Source organism: Pseudomonas sp. FW305-28 (assembly GCF_017351395.1).
Lineage (GTDB): Bacteria > Pseudomonadota > Gammaproteobacteria > Pseudomonadales > Pseudomonadaceae > Aquipseudomonas > Aquipseudomonas fluorescens_AA.
Window position 1 is genome coordinate 1 of the sequence record NZ_JACNDD010000124.1, and the last position, 19,668, is coordinate 19,668.

The 19,668-nt window shown below is 62.3% G+C and carries 13 protein-coding genes; 9 read left to right on the forward strand and 4 right to left on the reverse strand.

Translation table 11 applies throughout. The features are described 5' to 3' along the window. Positions 1-713: 713 nt before the first annotated feature. Together lapD and lapG are read right to left on the reverse strand one after the other, a co-directional pair. Positions 714-2,660, reverse strand: coding sequence for a cyclic di-GMP receptor LapD (lapD, locus tag J4E53_RS23360; protein WP_060739745.1), 1,947 nt, complete (start codon positions 2,658-2,660; stop codon positions 714-716). 14 nt (positions 2,661-2,674) lie between these two features. Continuing rightward, complete coding sequence (lapG, locus tag J4E53_RS23365) at positions 2,675-3,298, reverse strand: cysteine protease LapG (protein ID WP_371856198.1); 624 nt, start codon at positions 3,296-3,298, stop codon at positions 2,675-2,677. A 271-nt stretch (positions 3,299-3,569) separates the two neighbouring features. On the opposite strand from lapG, the gene J4E53_RS23370 reads away from it, so the two are divergent. The 5 genes from J4E53_RS23370 to J4E53_RS23390 all read left to right on the forward strand — a co-directional run bounded on the left by J4E53_RS23370 (position 3,570) and on the right by J4E53_RS23390 (position 10,726). Continuing rightward, positions 3,570-4,262 carry a GntR family transcriptional regulator gene (locus J4E53_RS23370; RefSeq protein WP_060739746.1) on the forward strand — a complete coding sequence of 231 codons (693 nt, stop codon included), beginning with the start codon at positions 3,570-3,572 and terminating at the stop codon, positions 4,260-4,262. Between the two features lie 684 nt (positions 4,263-4,946). After that, positions 4,947-5,723 (forward strand): DUF3050 domain-containing protein, encoded by a 777-nt coding sequence (locus J4E53_RS23375; RefSeq protein ID WP_092204952.1) that lies wholly within the window; start codon positions 4,947-4,949, stop codon positions 5,721-5,723. Beyond that, positions 5,720-6,652, forward strand: a complete 933-nt coding sequence (locus J4E53_RS23380) for a diiron oxygenase (protein ID WP_092204953.1) — start codon at positions 5,720-5,722, stop codon at positions 6,650-6,652. The genes J4E53_RS23375 and J4E53_RS23380 overlap by 4 nt, the downstream gene beginning before the upstream one ends. Before the next feature lie 10 nt (positions 6,653-6,662). Further along, complete coding sequence (locus J4E53_RS23385; protein ID WP_103309784.1) at positions 6,663-10,229, forward strand: non-ribosomal peptide synthetase; 3,567 nt, start codon at positions 6,663-6,665, stop codon at positions 10,227-10,229. 32 nt (positions 10,230-10,261) lie between these two features. Further along, the gene (locus tag J4E53_RS23390) at positions 10,262-10,726 is read left to right on the forward strand and encodes an SRPBCC family protein (RefSeq protein WP_103309785.1); all 465 of its coding nucleotides are present in this window, start codon (positions 10,262-10,264) and stop codon (positions 10,724-10,726) included. 355 nt (positions 10,727-11,081) lie between these two features. On the opposite strand, the gene J4E53_RS23395 is transcribed toward J4E53_RS23390, so the two are convergent. After that, positions 11,082-12,962 carry a methyl-accepting chemotaxis protein gene (locus J4E53_RS23395; RefSeq protein WP_103309787.1) on the reverse strand — a complete coding sequence of 627 codons (1,881 nt, stop codon included), beginning with the start codon at positions 12,960-12,962 and terminating at the stop codon, positions 11,082-11,084. Between the two features lie 252 nt (positions 12,963-13,214). Here J4E53_RS23395 and J4E53_RS23400 point away from each other — a divergent pair, with 252 nt between their 5' ends. The 3 genes from J4E53_RS23400 (at position 13,215) to J4E53_RS23410 (ending at position 17,297) form a co-directional block, all read left to right on the forward strand. Further along, positions 13,215-13,715 carry a sigma-70 family RNA polymerase sigma factor gene (locus J4E53_RS23400; protein WP_060739752.1) on the forward strand — a complete coding sequence of 167 codons (501 nt, stop codon included), beginning with the start codon at positions 13,215-13,217 and terminating at the stop codon, positions 13,713-13,715. Beyond that, complete coding sequence (locus J4E53_RS23405; RefSeq protein ID WP_103309789.1) at positions 13,705-14,706, forward strand: FecR domain-containing protein; 1,002 nt, start codon at positions 13,705-13,707, stop codon at positions 14,704-14,706. Before J4E53_RS23400 ends, J4E53_RS23405 begins: the two co-directional genes overlap by 11 nt. 86 nt (positions 14,707-14,792) lie before the next feature. Next, positions 14,793-17,297, forward strand: a complete 2,505-nt coding sequence (locus J4E53_RS23410) for a TonB-dependent siderophore receptor (RefSeq protein WP_103309790.1) — start codon at positions 14,793-14,795, stop codon at positions 17,295-17,297. 137 nt (positions 17,298-17,434) lie between these two features. Here the strand turns inward: J4E53_RS23410 and J4E53_RS23415 are convergent, their stop codons facing one another. After that, on the reverse strand, positions 17,435-18,508 hold the full coding sequence (locus tag J4E53_RS23415; RefSeq protein WP_103309791.1) for a fatty acid desaturase: 1,074 nt from the start codon (positions 18,506-18,508) through the stop codon (positions 17,435-17,437). Positions 18,509-18,608: 100 nt separating this feature from the next. Here J4E53_RS23415 and J4E53_RS23420 point away from each other — a divergent pair, with 100 nt between their 5' ends. Further along, entirely contained in the window at positions 18,609-19,613 is a 1,005-nt protein-coding gene (locus J4E53_RS23420; protein ID WP_060739756.1) for an AraC family transcriptional regulator, read from the forward strand. The last annotated feature ends 55 nt before the right edge of the window (positions 19,614-19,668 follow it).

The window sequence follows — 19,668 nt, forward strand, 5'->3', positions numbered from 1 at the left end:
GGCGGTGGGTCTGCTTGCATCAATGCTGAATGTACCGCCGTCTTCGCGAGCAGGCTCGCTCCCACATGGGTTTTGGGTCGTTTACAAGATCAGCGTCCACCGCCAATTCCTGTGGGAGCCAAGCTTGCTCGCGATGGCGGTGGGTCTGCTTGCATCAATGCTGAATGTGCCGCCGCCTTCGCGAGCAGGCTCGCTCCCACATGGCTTTTTGGTCGTTTACAAGATCAGCGTCCACCGCCAATTCCTGTGGGAGCCGAGCTTGCTCGCGATAGCGGTGGGTCTGCTTGCATCAATGCTGAATGTACCGCCGCCTTCGCGAGCAAGCCCGCTCCCACAGGGGAAACGCGGTCCCCATCAAGAACCAGGTCGGCTATAAGGCCGCCTCGCGGTGGACGTTGATCTCGGCGCCCCGTTAACCACGCTGGCCGAACGCAGGCATTGCGCAGTGGGCATCCCGGCATGGATGCCGGGATAGCCGCGCTGGGCCATGGATGGCCCTTCGCGGCGGGCCCACGGAGCAATGCCGGAGTGAGGGCACACCGAGCCTAAGCGAGGTGCCGAGTGGTGGGGCATAAAGCGTTTTGCTTACTTTTGCGCTTCTCAAAAGTGAGCCGCCGTAAGGGCGGAACCATAAGTCGCCGTTACGAAAAGAACGGATATGTACTCGGTCAACAACATCCAGGCCGGCTACCAGGCCACCTCGTCAACAAACCTCACCCCCAACGCCGAGGCTCCCCAACCAACTGCCCCTGCACCCCAAACAACCCCATCTCCCGAATCACCGCCAACTCCCCCTCCGTCTCAACCCGTTCGGCAATCAACGGTAAATCGATACTGTGAGCAGCACGCTGAATAGCCTCGATGAACAAACGCTTGTCACTTTCCTGATCAATGGCGCGGATATAACTGCCATCGATTTTCAAGTAAGCCAACCCCAGCCGCGACAAGTTGCCGATCATGCTGAAGCGCCCACCAAAACGCTGCAGGCTCAAGGAGAAACCAAGTTCGCGCAAACGCCGGGTCAACTGCTCCAGCACGGCCTGCTCCGGCAATTGCTCTTCACCAATCTCCAGGGTCAAGCGCGACCCAAGGTTGGAATGGGCCCGCAGGATCTCAAAGATCTTGTTCAGCGCCTGAGGATCGGCCAAGGTCGCCGAAGACAGGTTCAACGCCAGGGACTGTTCATGCCCGGCCATTTGCCTGAGCACTTGTTCGAGCATCAAACGGTCCAGGCGTGCGGTCCAGCCGAAACGCTCCAGCCAGGGCAGGAAACGCCCGGCGGGGATGGTCTGGCCCTGCTCGTCCAACAGCCGCGACAACACTTTGTAATGCAGCACCACCTGGGTGTCCTGGGCGGCCACCACCGGCTGGAAGTACAGCTCGAAGCGCTGATGACTCAAAGCCTGGTCGAGCAAGGTGTGCCAGGCATGGTGATCGTCGCCGACACTGGCCGCCAGGCTGTGGTCCAGGCAGGCCCAGCCGGGTTCACCCTGGCTTTCGGCCTGGGCCAGGGCCTGGTCGGCAAGCTGGAGCACCGCTTGTGGCGAGTCGCCGTGGACAAACGGCGCCAACCCGATAGAGGCCACCGAAGCCACGTCAGTTGCGCCAGTGGCATGCAGGCTCGCCAGGGCTGCTTCGAGGTTCTGCGCCAGTTGCAGCGCCTCCTCGCGCACCAGCCCGGGAGCCAGCACCGCGAACTCGCCGCCGCGAATACGCGTGACCAGGTTGAGGGTTTCCGGGTAGCGGGCGCACTCACGCTGCAATTGCTCACCCACCGCTATCAACAACTGGTCAGTGCGCTGCCCGCCCAACCGCTGGTTCAAACCGGCCAGGTCCTTGACCCGCAGCAACAGCAGATAACCGGAACTGGCCTGCTCCGGGTTACTCACCCGGGCATTGAGCTGCATTTCGAAATAGCGCCGGTTGGCCAGGCCCGTGAGGGTGTCCTGGTAGGACTCGACCCGCAGTTTCTCGCTACGCTCGGCCTGCTCCTGGAACAGCGCCTTGAGCTTCTCGACCATCTGGTTCATCGCCTGCACCACCCGCCGCAACTCCGGCGTACGGGGCAACTCCGGCAGGCTCAGGAACTCACGTCGGGCAATGGCATGGGACTGATGCACCATGTAGTCCAGCGGCTTGAGCTGGCGACGCAGCAGCAAGGCCCCCAGCACCGCGCTCACGGCGCCACACAGCAACAACCAACCCAGGCTGCCCAACGCGCTCTGCCACAGCTTGGCGAGGGCGAACATCGGGTGGCTGATCACTTCGACCCGCGCCGCCTGCTCCCAGCCGCGGCTGACAATGGCGTCGCCACCGGCCGGTTCCAGGCCGATCAGCTTGACGAACCATTGCGGCACACTGCCGGCGTCCGGCGTGCCGGTGCGCTCGACCAGGGTCTTGTCGGTGGCCACGTCGACCACGCGGATGCTGGCGTAGTAGCCGCTGTCGAAGATCGAACTGACCATCAGTTCCACCATCGCCGGATCGTCGATGTTCGGCGTCAGCGAGAGCGCCAGCGCCGTGGCCGCGTCCTGGGCATGGGAGCGCAACTGGTTGACGTACTGGGCCCGCGAGCTCTCCAGGCTGACCATGAAGCTGCCGCTGAAGGCAACCACCAGGAACAGACAGATAGCGATCAACAGCTGTTTGAACAAGGACATCTGAGCGCGCGCTCCTAGTTAGTCGTCTCGACCGGAAAACCTTCGGCCTGCATTTTTTTCAACACATCCTGCCACCGGGACAGGCGCTTGGTGTCACCCACTTTCTTGTTGCCCTTGGCGCCCGGCAGCCACAGCCCTTCGGCATTGAAAGAGTAGACCGGGAGCAAGTCGGTTCGCTGGCTGGCCGGCAGGATCCCGTCGATCAGGCTGTCGAGTACCAGCGGCATCGCCTCGGGGGTGGCGTAATAGGTGAGCACCATGTGGGCACGGTTCTGCCGCAAGGCCTTGACGTAAGTGATGCGCAGCTTGTCACTGGACACCCCGAGATGGCGCAGGCTGAAATACTTGGCGATGGCGTAGTCTTCACAATCGCCGGCGCCCTTCCACAGGGCCTGGATCGGCGTTTCCCAATAGTCGACTTCACGCCACAGGTCGATGTCTTCCACGTAGCGCACCTGTTTGTTGAAAAACAGGTTCACCACCTTGAGCTGTTCCAGTTCCGGGATCTGTTTCTGGGTCGCCAGCAATTGCTGCCACGCGTCGATCCGTTGCTGTCCTTCCCCCAGCGGACCATATAACGCTTGCGCCCGCCGGCTGATCTGCGCAAAGTCCCAGTCGGCCTGCAGGCCGCCCAGCATCAGGCCGGCCAGCAACAATGCCGAACACAGCCAGCGCAAGGACCTGAGGACAGGGAACGGTGCAGCCAAGGGAAATACGTCCGAAAAGGGTCGTTGGAAATTCGTTGGATGGTGACGCCTGGCCCACTAAAAGACAATGGCAAGGTGCAATCACCGCAGGCAGACTAAACTTTAGTTCAGGAACCTCCGGACGAGAGACTTTGACGGCTCGCCAACCTGTGACTAACGTGAGCCTGGATCCAATTTTTACTACCAATCAGGGTGCGTTGTCGTGACACAGAAGCCCAAACCGCTTAGCACTATCCAGATCAACGGTCCCATTCCCGCTGACCAGGCACGCTCGATCATCGAAGAGTCTCTGCGCGAGGCCATCCTTGATGGACGCTTGCCTTGCGGTACCGCCCTGCGCCAGCAGGAGCTGGCCGACCTGTTCGGCGTGAGCCGCATGCCGGTGCGCGAGGCGTTGCGCCAGCTCGAAGCGCAGTCGCTGCTCAATGTGGTTCAGCACAAGGGCGCCGTCGTGGCGCCTTTGATCACCAACAATGCGGTAGAAACCTACGCCCTGCGTTCGGTCCTGGAGTCTTTCGCCTTGCGCCTGTCCATCCCCTTGCTCGATGACAGCGACCTGGAACTGGCCGCCCAATACATCGAACAACTGGAAACGGAAACCGAGCACGCCGAGATCGGCAAGCTCAACCGGCTGTTCCACATGTCGCTTTATCACAAGGCACCCAACGGCAAGCTGCTGGACCTGATCGAGCGCGAGCTCAATGAAGAAGAGCGCTTCCTGCGCTTTCATCTGTCGTCCATGGGCCTGGGCAAGTTGAGCCAGGACGATCATCGCGCGCTGCTCGAGGCCGCACGGGCCAAAGACATCGATAACGCGATCGTGTTGCTGGAACTGCACCTGGAAAAAGCCTCTGTCACCATGCGCCGGTACTTGGAACAGTCGTCGAAGCTGTGATCCCACGTCGGCGCTCCGTCCGGCGTAAAAATTTCTTACATATCCTTCCGACTCATTTGTCGCCAGCGCGGCGCGGCCTGGCCGTGGCCGCGGCTCGTCGCCCCATCAGTTCAATGGCACTGCCATCGATTTGGGCTCACTCTTGCGCTTGTCGATTCAAAACAGACCTGAAGAAGTCAACGCCTGGCTGAGGCCAGGCGAATCGAAGCCAATACGCAAGGAGCGTCGTCCAACCGGCGGGATGATCGGATGTCCGACCGACGTCCTGCCCATAACATAAAACTTCCTTATTCCCCGATCCCTGAAGTGCTCCGAGTGAGGCATTCACTCGAACTATTCGATTCTGATACTCCTAAATCGGAAGGAGCTTCTTCGCCTCAATAAAACTTATATTAAAAGTTTTAAAAGCCCTCTTCGCGCCCAATAAAACACCCACTTTAAATAATTAAAAAAGTACTTGCCGCTTACTTGTTCCGTGTATTAGTTTTTTATTCGCCGCGTTACTGGCGGTCCTTCCAACTTGCTAAAACCCAAGCAAACCAGGGCATCGCAAGCCGGAAGCACGATTAAAAGAGAATACCTAAGCCACTTTGGCAATTCATGGATTTCGGTTCAGGCACCCGCTCGTCTTCACTAACTAACGAGCCACCTTCCGGACAAAAAATCATTGATGAGGACGTTCCAATGCAGCCATCCAAAGAACAACTATCTCTCAAAAAACACGAACTTGGCCAACACCCGGTTTTTTCCGAGATTACATCAATCGATCTGTTGCGCCGTTTTATGGAAAGCCATGTCTTTGCCGTCTGGGACTTCATGTCGCTGACCAAGCGACTGCAACGCGAACTCACCTGTGTCCACCTGCCCTGGCTGCCGCCGGCCGACCCTCACGCGGCCCGCTTGATCAATGAGATCGTGCTGGGGGAAGAGTCGGATGACCGCCCGGGTGCCGGCTATTGCAGCCATTTCGAACTGTACCTGGACGCCATGCGGGAAATCGGCGCCGATACCCGCGCCATCGAGCAGTTCATCACCCTGCAGCAAGAAGGCGTCAGCCCCGAGACCGCGCTGGACAGTGTCGAGGTCGAACCGGCGGCGGCACGGTTCGTCCGCCAGACCTTGCACACCGCCCTGCATGCCCCGGCCCACAGCGTGGCCGCCGCCTTCGTGCACGGTCGCGAGAGTGTCATCCCGCAGATGTTCCAGCGCATGTTGGACGCCTGGGGCATTGGCCTGGATCAGGCACCGACCTTTCGTTACTACCTGCAACGGCACATCGAAGTCGATTCCGAAGACCACGGGCCGGCGGCAGAAAAACTGCTGGCACGGCTGATCGATGGCGACCCGCAGCGCGAAACCGAAGTCCTGGCCGCCGCACTCGCCGCCGTCCACAGCCGTGCCGCCTTGTGGGACGGCCTGCGCCAGAGCATGACCCAACCGGTTGCGCAGGTGATGCCATGAACGCCATCCCCTACCAATCCTTCGCCGACGCCTGGGAAAGCCGCGCCACGATCCGTACTCGGCCACGGCGCCGGGTCGAAGACGACGACAAGCTGATCTTCCCCATGAGCCGCCAACCGCTGGTGCACAGCCAGACCTTCCTCAGCCACTGTGCGCAACTGCGCGACTTTGTGCTGGTGCAGAGCCTCTACAAGTTCATCAACGACGTGGTGATTTTCGAGACCGAACTGGTGGACCACACCGCCCGGCGCATCGCCAAGAACCGCTTCGGCATCGAATTCCCGTTCGCCTGCCGCTACGACGCGATGACCGTGGTGGTGGACGAGGATTACCACGCGCTGGTGGCGATGGACTTCATGCAGCAGACCATCGACATGACCGGCATCGATCCCATCCCGTTGCCGGGGCAGATCGAACTCAGCCGCGCCATACCGGCGACCCTGGCCCGAGCGCCGGAGCATTTGCTCAGCGCCGTGGAGCTGATCTGCATCGCCATTGCCGAGAACACCGTGACCAACGAAGTGGCCGCCTTCGCCCGGGACGATTCGGTCAAGGCCTCGATCAAGGGGTTGATGGCCGACCACTTGCTCGACGAGGGCCGGCACTCCGGTTTCTGGACGCGACTGGTACAGATCTACTGGCGCACCGCACCCGAAGAGGATCGCGCGGCGATCGCGCGCTTGATGCCCGGTTTCATCGCTCAGTACCTGGCGAGCGACCTGCAACAAGCGTTCGACTTCGAGCTGATCGCGCACCTGCCCGTCGACGAATCGGTACGCCAGTCGCTGCGTGAAGACGCCAGTGCGCTGGCGTACCCCATCAATCGCTTTCACCCGTTGGTGGGCAACATCACGCGCTTTTTCCGCGGCAGCTCGATGCTCGCGTCCCCCTGCGTACGCGACGCCCTTGCCGATTACCTGACCCCATGAGGACCTTTCGATGAGACGCCTCGACATTGCAGTGCCTGGCACCAGCCAGGCCATGACCGAACTGGCCCGGGAACTGGAGCTGCACGGCCACGCAGTGGTTCGGCACTCGCCGGCCGGTCACGACGCGGTCGACCTGTTGATCGACGACGGGACAACACCGCAAGCCATTGAAGCCCGTTCATGCCTCCAGATCCGCGTGGCCCTGTGCACGCTGCCCGGTGAGACATTGCCGCAACCGGTGCTGGTTTTCCGCGACGGTGCGCAGCGGCTGTTGTGCCAGGAAGTGATCGCGCCGCAACGCGATGGCAATGGCCAGTCCTTGCGCCTGCGTACGCTGGCGACGCTGGTCGAGACCGGCGCACGGCTGGTCAGCCAGTTATCCCGGGACGAAACCTGTTTCGATCACTGGCCAACGGTCCACGCTGACGCGATCGACCCGCCCCTGCTCGGGCTCGATGCGCTGGAGCCGCTGGCCTTCGAGCACGGCCTCAATCGGCCGGCGGTGCCCTGGCTGCTGGCCGCCGCCGACGTGCCGGTGATGCACAGCATCGAACAGCGCCTGCTCGATGACGCCACGCAACCGGCCTTGTGGGTCGATGGACAACTCATCGACTACAAATCCTTGCGCCGCCTGGCGCTGGGGATGCAACAGCCGATGCTGGAAACACTGCAAAGCGCCGGACCTGTAGGAGCCGGGAGAGCTGAACCTGTGGGGGCAGAGAGCACTGAACCTGTGGGAGCAAGGCTTGCCCGCGATGAAGACACCGAGGTTCTCAACCAAACCGCGTCAGCGTTCATCGGGGGCAAGCCTTCCTCCCACAGGTCTTCCTCCCACAAGGTGATCGGTGTGTGCCTGCCCAAATCCGCACACCTATACGCGGCGATCCTCGCGGTGCTGGGTTGCGGCGCGGTGTACCTGCCGCTGGACCCGCAACACCCGGCGCAACGTCGACGCTTTATCCTGGAGAATGCCCGGGCGGACCTGCTGCTGCACGACGGCAACAGCGACCTCGGCGACCTCTCGCTGCCAACGCTGAATGTCCATCAACTGCCAGCGCTCAAACCGGGCATCCCGGCCTCGCTGATCCGGCGCGTGGTGAACATCGACGAGCCGGCCGTGGCGATCTACACCTCCGGCACCACCGGTCAACCCAAAGGCGTGTTGCTCAGCCACCGCAATCTCAGCCATTTCTGTGCCTGGTACGGCGACTACGTCGGGTTGCAGCGCGACAGCCGGGCGTTGCAGTTTTCCACCATCAACTTTGACGCGTCGCTGCTGGATATCCTGCCGACCTTCATCCACGGCGCCCTGCTGGTGGTGCCCAGCGAAGACCAGCGCCGCGACCCGCAGCAATTGGTCGCGTTGATTCACCAGCAACACGTCAGCCACGCCTTTCTGCCGCCTGCGCTGCTGAGCGTCATGCCCCTGGATGCGCCGCTGGGCCTGACGCACCTGATCACCGGGGGCGATGTCTGCGAGCCGTTCGTGATCGAACAGCTCGCGCCCCAATGCCGGTTCCACAACATCTACGGCCCGACCGAAACCACGGTGCTGGCGACCACACGCCAGTTCGGTGTCGGCGACAACAACCGCAACCTCGGCGTGCCCATCGCCAATGGCCGGGTCCTGATCCTGGACGAACAGTTGCAACCGGTTCCCCAAGGTGTCCCCGGCGAGTTGTACATCGCCGGCCCGGGCGTCGGCCTCGGCTATCTGAACGACCCGGCGCTGACCGCGACGCGTTACCTCGACCTGGCGCTGCCCACCGGGCAAGCGCTGCGGGTCTATCGCACCGGCGATATCGGCCAGTGGACCGACAACGGCATCGAACTGTGTGGCCGCCGCGATAACCAGGTGAAGATCCGCGGTTTTCGGGTCGAGCCCGAGGAAATCGAGCACTGCCTGCGCGACAGCCAGCTGTTTCGCCAGGTGGCGGTGGGGGTCGATGAAAAGCGGCGGATCCTGGCGTTCCTGGTTCACTCCGAACAGACGCCCCCCGGCGCAGCCCTCCAGGCGCTGCGCGAGCACGTGCAGAACAGCTTGCCCAGCTACATGCACCCGGCGGCCTACGTCGAATTGCCCAGCCTGCCCTACACCAGCAACGGCAAGGTCGATCGCCGGGCATTGCTCGCCATGGCGGTGCAGGTGCACGTCGACGGCCAACGGCGCCAACCGCAGAACGCCCTGGAAACACAACTGCAGCAACTGTGGGCCGAGCTGCTTGAATTGCCGGTCGACGACATCGCCACCGACGAGAGCTTCTTCAACCTTGGCGGGCACTCGATCCTGCTGTCGCGCCTGCTGCTGAGCATCCGCCAGGTGTTCGGCCGTAGCCTGTCGATCAACCGCTTCATCGAAGCGCCGACGCTGACGACCTTGGCGAAGTTGCTGGACGACCCGGAGCACAGCAGCGCATCGACTCTCAGCCCCCAGGCCTTCATCGATGCCGAGGCCGAGCTCAACCTCGATCCGCTGCCCATCAGCCAGTGCGGCGATGTGCACAAGGTGGTGGTGACCGGCGCCAACAGCTTTCTCGGCGTGCACATCGTCGAAGCGCTGCTGGCCTGGGGCGCCACGGAAGTCGCGTGCCTGGTGCGCGGGAGCGCCGAACACAGCGCGGCCGAACGTTTCTCCCAGGCCCTGCGGGACAATCACCTGACCCACCTGGACCTGGACCGCGTCAGCGTGTACGCCGCCGACATCACTCAACCGCAATTGGGTTTGCCGGACGACGTCTATGCCCGCATCGATAGCACGTTCGGCGCGCTGGTGCACAACGCCGCCCACGTCAACCATGTACTCGACTACGCGTCGTTGGCACGGGACAACGTCGAGCCGATTTTCGAGTGCCTGCGCCTGTGTGAAGGGCGCAGCAAGAAAATCTTCAATTTCGTCTCCACGCTGTCCGCCTCCAGTGCTTTGGATGCCGATGGCCAGGTGCTGGAACAGCCTGCCGCCGAGACGCCGCCGATCTACATCAAGAACGGCTACAACCTGTCCAAATGGGTCGGCGAACGGATCCTGCAACGGGCCCGCGATCGCGGGGTGTGGGTCAACCTGTTCCGCCCCGGCAACATCAGCTTCAACAGCCTGACCGGGGTCTGCCAGCCCCACAAGAATCGCTTGATGCTGATGCTCAAGGGCTCGATCCAGCTCGGCCAGGTGCCAGACCTGTCGCTCAATTTCGACCTGATGCCGGTGGATTTCCTGGCCCGCTTCATCGCCTTCCACGCCAGCCGCTACCAGCCCACCCAAGCGGTGTTCAACCTGCACAACCCGCAGCCTTTGAGCTGGGACGCTTACGTCGCGTCGTTCCGCGACAGCGGCCGGGAATTTTCGCTGGTGAGCGTCGCCGAGTGGCAACGGCAACTGGCGCGGGTCGATGCCGACAATGCGTTGTTTGGCGTGCTGGGTTTCTACCTCAACGGCTTCGAGGAAGACATCGGCGACATCTCGCTGATCAGCCACGACAACGCCCGCGCCGGCGTGCGGCAGATGGGCGCCAGCTATCCGGAAAAGTCCCCGGCCCTGCTACGTCGCGGCGCCGACTACCTCAAGGCCATCGACTTCATTTGAAACACCCTCAACCCAAAGCAAGGAGCAAGACCATGAATGCATTGCAACCCGACACCCTGATCAAAAACCCCCACGCCTGCCAGGTCGAAACCTCGGTCGAGGTCACGGCCGACGCGGCGCGCGTCTGGGACGTGGTGGGTGATTTTGGCGGATTCAACCGCTTCATCCCGGCGCTGGAGCACATCGAAATGACCGGCGAAGGCGTGAGGTCCCTGCGCAAGAAATTCTTCCGCGATGGGCAGAACCTGGTGGTGGAACAGCTCAACAGCCGTGACGACCAGGCCATGCACATGACCTGGACGCTGATCTACAACACCCTGGGCATCGACAACCTGTGGGCGGCCATGCGCATCGCCCCCCTGGCGGACAACCGATGCCGCGCCACCTGGACCATCATCGCCGACCACACCGACGCCCACACCCCGTCGGGCTTCAGGGATTTCCTCCAGGGCTTCGCCGATGAGGCGATGGGGAATGTGCAGGAGATGTTCAAGTAAGCACCAGCCCCTTGTGGGAGCGAGCTTGCTCGCGAAAGCGGCGGGTCTGTTGGCGGTGATGGTGGCTGTACCGCCGCCATCGCGAGCAAGCTCGCTCCCACAAGGGTTCTCGGGTGGAGACAGGGTTTGTGTCCACCACTCATTCCAGTGTGGGAGCCGAGCTTGTTCGCGATGGCGGTGGACCTGTATCGGTGACGGTGGCTGGACTGCCGTCATCGCGAGCAAGCTCGCTCCCACATTGAGTTGGCGTGAACTCAAGACCCAGGCTCACCAACAATCCCCTGTGGGAGCGAGCTTGCTCGCGATGGCGGTGGACCTGTATCGGTGATGGCGGTGGCTCGGCTTGCGGCTGGGGTCAGATCTTGAAGCTGTCCACCAGTTGTTTCAGTCGATTGGCCTGTTGGGACAAGGCATCGCAATCCTTCAGGGTTTCATTGAGGTTGGCCACGCTTTGCTGGTTCAGCAGGTTGATGTGGCTGACGTCCATGTTGAGGGTTTCGACCACGGCGGTCTGTTCTTCGGTCGCGGCGGCCACCGACTGGTTCATGCCGTCGATCTCACCAATGCGCTGCGTCACGCTGACCAACCGCAGGCCGGCCTGGTTGGCCACTTCCACGCTTTCTTCGCTGGAGGTCTGGCTGGCGTTCATCGTGGTGACCGCTTCACGGGAGCCGACTTGCAGCGAGGTGATCATCTTGTGGATTTCTTCCGCCGACTCCTGGGTACGGTGCGCCAGGTTGCGCACTTCATCGGCCACCACCGCAAAACCGCGGCCGGCTTCACCGGCACGGGCCGCTTCGATGGCAGCGTTCAAGGCCAGCAGGTTGGTTTGCTGGGAGATGCCCTTGATCACGTCCAGGATGTGCCCGATGTTGTCGGTACTGGCGTTCAGGGTTTCGATCTGGGTGCACGAGAGGCTGATCTTCTGCGACAGCTCGGTCATGGCCTGGATGGTTTTTTCCACCACCTGGCGACCGTCATCGGCCTGTTCGCTGGCACCGCTGGCATGCTGCGAGGCATCGGCGGCATTGCGCGCGATTTCCTGGGTCGCGGCGCCCAACTGGTTGATGGCCGCGGCCACGCTGTTGGTGCGCGCACTCTGCTCATCCGAGCCGACGAGCGAAGCGTTGGACGAAGTCATCACCCGCTGCGACAGGTCATGCACCTGGCGGGTAGCGGAAGACACTTCCGAGATCGACGCATGAATCCGCTCCACGAACTGGTTGAACGAACCACCCAGCACCGCGAACTCATCCCTGCCCTGCACCACCAGGCGTCGGGTCAGATCGCCTTCGCCCTGGGCGATGTCCTGCATGGCGCGACCCATGGTGGTCAACGGGCGCATCAATACCTGGATCAGCATGCTCAGCAACAACGCAATGGCCGCCACCGCGACGAACATCGCGATCAACGCCGACGTACGGAACTGGCTCAACGGCGCATAGGCCTTGGCCTTGTCGATCGACAGGCCGATGTACCACTCGGCATTCGGCAGGCCCGCCACCTGGGTGAACGAAAGAATGCGGTCCTTCCCATTCAGCTCAACCTCCTGGATACCCTTGCCAATGCGCACCGGGGTGCCGGGGTAGATGTCCTTGAGGTTCTTCATCACTTGGTCTTTATCCGGGCTGACGATCACCTGACCGTCGCCGCTCACCAGGAACGCATGGCCGATACCACCGAAGTCCACGGAGTTGATGATTTTCACCAGGGTTTCCAGGCTCAAGTCACCGCCCACCACGCCGAGCAGTTCGCCGTTGTGCTTCACCGGCAGGGCAACGGTCACCACCAGGCCACCCACCGCCGCCAGATAAGGCGGGGTCAGCATGGTTTTATCGGCGGTCACCGCCTGTTTGTACCAAGGGCGCTGACGCGGGTCGTAGCCGTCAGGCATTTTTGCGTCAGGCCGTTGGGTGAAGACACCGTTGGCCTGGCCTACATAAGTGAACTGGAAATTCGACGTCAGCGCCGGTTGGTCGACCAGCCCCGGCAAATCGGCAGTGGTCCCCTGATGCGCGATGTTTTGCGCCAGGTTTTCCAACACCAGTATCCGGCCACTCATCCAGTTCTGGATGCTGCTGGCTGTCAGGTCGCCGGATTGCTCGATGGACGACTCAAGGCTGCTGCCAATGGTGTTGCGCTGCAAATAATCGTTGTAGAGCGTGAACAGGGCAAAAGCCAGAACCACCACACCAGAGGCGGCGAGAAGGATTTTGTGGCTGAACTTTAGATTCATCGAGGGGGCTTCTTATGCAAGGAGTGGGGGTGCATTCCAGATTGCAACGTTCCATATAACAGCGCGGGCGGTTGTCACTTCGCTCCACTTTGGTGCACGCATATCAGTCTGTCGGCAAGCCTGTACAAATAATTAGGGATTCGAAGAAATAGGCGACGGGAGGACAAGGCGGGCGAACGGTGGTTGCAAATTCGCCAGGCGATGATGACAATGCGACCTATTATCATTTGTAGCATCCAGGCCGTCGCGTCCATGTCATCTCCCGAGTTTGCAGTACAGGCGCTCTACAGCCGGCATCACGGCTGGCTCAATACGTGGCTGCGCACCCGGCTGGGCAATGCCGCCGACGCAGCGGACCTGGCCCAGGACACCTTCGTGCGCCTGTTGCAGCGAAGCGAACGCCTGGAGCTTAGTACCCCACGCGCCTTTTTGCGCACCATCGCCCAAGGCCTGGTGATCGACCATTGGCGGCGAGCGGAAATCGAACGCGCCTACCTGGAAACCATCGCTCACCTGCCGCCAGCCCAAACCCCTGGCGCTGAAGCCCAGGCCTTGATCCTGGAACTGCTCGAAGCCATTGCCAGGATGCTCGAAGGCCTCAAGCCGAAAGTGCGCAGGGCCTTTCTGTTGGCCCAGTGCGAAGGCCTGACGTACAAGCAGATCGCCGAACAGATGGGCATTTCGTTGCGCTCGGTGGAGCGCTACGTCGCCGATGCGCTGTACCACTGCTATGTGTTGCGCTATGAAAGCTGAGCCGGCGGATCACTTGCAGAGCCGCCGCAAAGGCCCGTCGCAACAGGTGGTCAGGCAGGCGATCAACTGGCTGCTGCGCCTGCGCAATCACACCGCTCACCCGACCCTGCGCCAACAGTGCGACACCTGGCGCGCCGCCCACCCTGAACACGAACTGGCCTGGCAACGGGTGCAATCGCTGCACAGCGAATTGACCTCGAACCTGCGGGCGGTGCCCGGTGCCCATGTCGCCCTGGACACCCTGGAGAACAGTGCCCAACGCCTCAGTCGTCGCCAGGCCCTGAAGTTGCTGTCGGGCATCGCCGTGGTGAGCGGCGCGGCATGGCTGGGCAAGGACCTGGGCTGGCAAGCATGGAATGCCGATTTCGCCACCGCCACCGGTGAACGCCGAGGTTTCCAGTTGCCGGACGGCACGCGGCTCGAACTCAATACCCACAGCGCCGCCAACCTGGACTTCAGCGCCCGGCAGCGCCTGATTACCCTGGCCCGCGGTGAAATCATGGTCACCTGTGGCCGCGACCCGGGGCGGCCGCTGCTGGTGAAAAGCCGGCATGGCCTGTTCGAAGGGCTGGAGGGGCGCTTCGTCGTGCGCCAGGACATCGACTGCACGCGCTTGAGCGTCACCAGCGGACAAGTCGTCATCCGTTCGCACCCCAACAGCGATGGCACGCCCATCCAGGTCGAGGCCGGGCAAAGCTATCTGATCACTGCATCGACAGCGGCCCTGGCACCGCCGCTGGACATGGATGCAGGCGCCTGGGCCGACGGTTTGATCGTCACACGCAACATGCGCCTGGAAGACTTCCTCAATGAAGTAGGACGCTACCGCCCGGGCTATCTGCACTGCGCGGCGTCGATCGCCGACCTGCGCCTGTCGGGGGTGTTCCGCTTGGAGGACACCGACAAATTGCTGGCCGTCCTGCCCCGCACGCTCCCGGTACAACTGCGCTATCGAACCCGTTGGTGGATCACGGTGGAACGCCTGGCTTGATTTTTTTTTGGCGGGTTTCAGGCCGGCGTCCGGCTAGGACAGTAAGCACCCCTTATCTGCCTTCAGCGACTCCTACGGAACCTACAATGACTGAGCGCGTACCTCTCAAGAACCCCTTCGGCTTCTCTTCGCAACCGGGCCTGTTGCGCCAGGCGATTCACGCCGCGCTGTTCTCCACGGCGCTGGGGGTCAGCGTCGTGCCGATGCTCGCGGTGGCCGCACCAAACGGCGTCACCGCCAGCCGTCAGAGCTACAACATTGCCCCCGGCCCATTGAGCGATGTGTTGAACCAGTTCGCCCGCCAGGCCGGGATCACCCTGGCAAGCACCCCGGCGCAAACCGGCGGCGTCCAGTCCCCGGGGCTCAAGGGCGAGTATTCGCCCGACCAGGCCCTGAGCCAGTTGCTCAGCGGCTCAGGACTGGTTGCCGTCAGCCAGGATGGCAGCAGCTACGTGCTGCAAACCGAGACCGCTGGCAGCACACTGGAATTGCCGACCACCGACATCAAGGGCTTCGCCCTGGGTAACGCCTTGGGCAGCATGGAAGGCTACAACGCCACCCATAGCCAGGTCGCCACCAAGACCAGTACCGCCCTGCGGGAAACCTCCCAGAGCGTGTCGGTGGTCACCCGCGAACAAATGGATGACCAGGGCGCGCAAACCGTATCCCAGGCCATGCGCTACACCCCCGGCGTGCTGACCAACCCCTACGGCGCCACCCACCGCTACGACTATGTGGCGATGCGCGGCTTCAACGACGGCTCGGTGGATAACATCTACCTCGACGGCCTCAAGTCCATGGGCGACAGCGGCACCTACAGCTCCATGCAGGTCGATCCGTACTTCCTCGAGCGGGTCGACATTCTCAAGGGCCCGTCCTCGGTGCTCTACGGCCGCAGTTCGCCGGGCGGCCTGGTGGCGCTGACCAGCAAGAAGCCGCTGTACGAGGCCTATCACCAGATCCAGGCCACGGTCGGCACCCAGGGCCAGCGCGGCATGGGCTTCGACTTCAGCGGCCCGGTGGATGACGAAAAACGCATCACCTATCGCCTGATCGGCCTGGCGGACAGCTCCGACACCCAGTTCGACCACAACAAGGAAAAACGCTTCGCCCTCGCACCCACGGTGAACATCGACTTCAGCGAGGACACCTCGCTGACCCTGCAAGCCTACCTGCAGCATGACCCCGACGGCGGCTACCACGGTGGCATGCCGGCCGACGGCACCTTGCATCAGCGCAACGGTCGACGGATTTCCGAGCACTTCTTCGAAGGCGAACCCGGCATCGACCGCTATGAGCGTGACCAGCAGTCGTTCGGCTACCAATTCGAACACCGCTTCAACGATGTCTTCACCGCCCGGCAGAACTTCCGTTACCTGGATTCCGAGGTCAAGAACGATCAGGTCTATGCCTACGACTGGACCACGCCCACCAGCAACGAGCTGAACCGCTACTACACCGGCGCCGAAGAAAAGCTCCATTCGTTCATCGTCGACAACATGCTGCAGGCTGAATTCTTCACTGGCGCGACCAAGCACACCGTACTGATGGGCGCCGACTACCAGCGACGCAAAACCGTGGTCGACTGGACCAGCGGCAGCCTGGCGCCGATCAACGCCTTCGACCCGGTCTACGGCAACTCGGCCATCACCTACTTCAGCCCCACCAGCTACCTGCGGCGCCTGGAGCAGACCGGCGTCTACCTGCAAGACCTGATCGAAATGGACAAGTGGCGCTTCTCCCTCGGCCTGCGCCAAGACTGGGTGCAAACCTCGGATGAGAACCGCATCGCTGAGTTCGGTCGTCCGGAAGGCACCGAGATCAACGACAAACGCACCAAGCTCACTGGCCGTGCCGGGGCGCTGTACCTGTTCGACAATGGCCTGGCGCCGTACATCAGCTACTCCGAGTCGTTCAACCCGAACTCCTATGCCGACAGCGCCGGCAACCCGCTGCCGCCGACCGATGGCAAACAATGGGAACTGGGGTTGAAGTATCAGCCGCCGGGCACGGATGATTTGTACACCGCCTCGCTGTTCCGTATCGACCAGGAAAACCTGGCGACCAAACTGCCCCAGGACAACTTCTACCGCGCCATCGGTGCCGTGCGCTCCCAGGGCCTGGAGCTGGAAGCGCACCTGCAGTTGACCGAACAATTCAAAGTGCTGGGCAGCTACACCTTCACCGACATCGAATATTCGAAATCGATGGTCAGCACCCTCAGCACGCCCACCGACATCATCGAAAACAAGGGCAACTCACCGACCCAGGCCCCTCGCCACATGGCCTCGGTCTGGGCGGACTACAAGTTCGACAGCGGCGCCCTCGATGGCCTGCGCCTGGGTGGCGGCGTGCGCTATGTCGGCTATAGCTGGGCCGATGCGGAGAACACCATGAAGGTGCCGTCCTACACGTTGTTCGATGCCTCAGTGGGGTATGACCTGGGCAAGGTCGGCTTGAAGGGCGTGGACGTGCGCCTGAACGCGAACAACCTGACGAACGAAAGCTACGTCGCCTCGTGCGCGAGCCTGAGCTATTGCTACATGGGCGAAGAGCGCAATGTGGCGGCGACGGTGAGTTACCAGTTCTAAGCGTCACCCGTTCCCCGTGGCGAGGGCGCTTGCTCCCGCTGGACGCGAAGCGGCCCGTTTTTGGGGCTGCTGCGCAGCCCAGCGGGAGCAAGCTCCCTCGCCACAGGTTCTGTTCTGGCCCTTCGGATGGGTTAACTTCAAACCCGAACCGTATCCCCTTCCTCCCGCACCACACCTTCCTGGCGCACAAACCGATTCGCCCGCCCGAACGTGCCGAAGTCATTGAACCGCACGCCCATCTCCCGCATCACCTTGTGAGCCACCGGCACCGTCAGTTGGCGAATGTAGAACGGTTCCTTCACCACGAAATGATGAATCCCATGGCTGCTGCCGAAGTTGAAGCAGAACGCCTGCAACGGCCACAACCACCAGGGATTGAGCACCTGGGTTTGCTGGATGACGTTGCCCGGCTCGATGTCGCCGTAGTAGTGCATGTTCGAACTGACGAAATGCAGGCAAAAGGTGCGCAACACGTTCGGCCCGATGATCACCACCGCCGCGATGTCGATCACCTGCATCGTCGCCAGCGTGGTGGCCGACCAGTCAATTGAAGTTCCCAGCAGACTGGCGACACCGTTGGCCCCGTGGAAACCGAGGAACACATACCAGGCGCCCCAGTGCAGCAACGCCAGCGGGAAATAAACCTTCAGCGTGCGCTTGAGGATGCTGCGCTTGTGCACCCAGGTCTTGGCCCGCAGCAGGCGGATGAAGGCCGACATCACGTTGTCGCCCACCATCAGCAACCGCGCCAGCCCCCAGGGTTCACCGTTGGTGATCGCCCGCTCCTCCATGTCGGCCTCGCTGCCGGACACCTTGTGATGGTTGAGGTGCAGGTGGCGACGGATCCACGGGTTGATCGTGCTCGGCCGCGCCAGCCACACCAGCCCCATCATCAGGTTGTGGGGCAGGCGCTGCTTGCGGAAATACATGCTGTGGATCAGGTCGTGTTCCAGCTCGTGGGTCAGGGACGCGAAAAACCCGTTGAGCAACAGGCACGCCCACCCGGCCAGGTAACCGTTGATGTAGAGCAGCGCCGAACCGATCATCCCAGCCAGGGCCAGTGCCAGGATGCCCGCGCCCAACGCATCCTGGTGGCGCAGGATCGGATAACACTGGCGCAACTCCTCGCCCCGGGCCAGGACCACCTGGCGAATATGGGCCGCTCGTTGTTGTGCATTCAATCGCTCGGGGCTTGCGCAAGTGCCGTGCATGGCTTACATCCTCTATTAGAGATGTGCTCATCCTGCCGGGCGTTGTCCCATGGGGTGGTAGCCGTAAACGCCAACCTGTTGACTGCAAGCGCCAATCGTCATGACGGAACCGACCTCCCTCGCCAGTTGGACCCGCGCCCTGCGCAAGCAGCTCGATGCATTGGGCCTGGACAGCCATGCCCTGTGCGTCGAGGCGGGTCTCGACCCGCAATGGATGGACGACCCGAACGCCCGTTACCCGCTCTCGGCCACCACGCGCCTGTGGACATTGGCCGTGCAGGCCAGCGGCGACCCGGCCATCGGCCTGCGGGTGTCGCGCTTCGTCAGCCCCACCACGTTTCACGCACTGGGTTATGCCCTGGTGGCCAGCGGCAGCCTGCGGGAAGTGTTCGAGCGGATCGTGCGCTATCACCCGGTGGTCAGCGATGCACTGACCCTGCAACTGAGCCGCGGCGAAGACCGCTACCGCTTCAATCTCGATGTGCCCCAGGGCAGTCCGGCACCGGCCTTTGAAGCCATCGATGCGTTCGCGGCGATTTACGTGCGCACCTGTCGCAACCGCCTCGGCCGTGATTACGCACCACTGGCGGTGTACCTGCGCCGCCCGGAACCGGCGGACCCCAGCCCATGGCACAAAGTGTTTCGCTCGCCGGTGCATTTCGGCGCCGCCCAGGATTGCCTGGAGTTCAACCTCAGCGACTTCGACAGCCACCTGGACGACGCCAACCCCGAACTGGCCGAGCACAATGAAACGGTGCTCGAACGCACCCTCGCACAGCTCAAGCCTATGACCTGGGAGCGCAAGGTGCGTGCGGCCATCGAGGCCCAACTGCCCGAAGGCGAGCCCAGCGCCGAACGCATCGCCCAGGCCATGCACCTGAGCCTGCGCAGCCTGCAACGGCATCTGGCCGACGAAGGCTGCCGCTTCGACGCACTGCTCAACGAATGCCGGGAAAACCTGGCGCTGCTGCACCTGCGCGATCCCCAATGCTCGCTGAGCGAAGTCAGCTACCTGCTGGGCTTCGCCGATACCAGCAGCTTCAGCCGCGCCTTCAAGCGCTGGACCGGGATGACGCCGGGGCAGTTTCGGGATGGGTTGCGCTAGGGATTTGCGTTGGCTGGGCTGGCCCTATGGCGAGCAAGCTCGCTCCCACATTGGG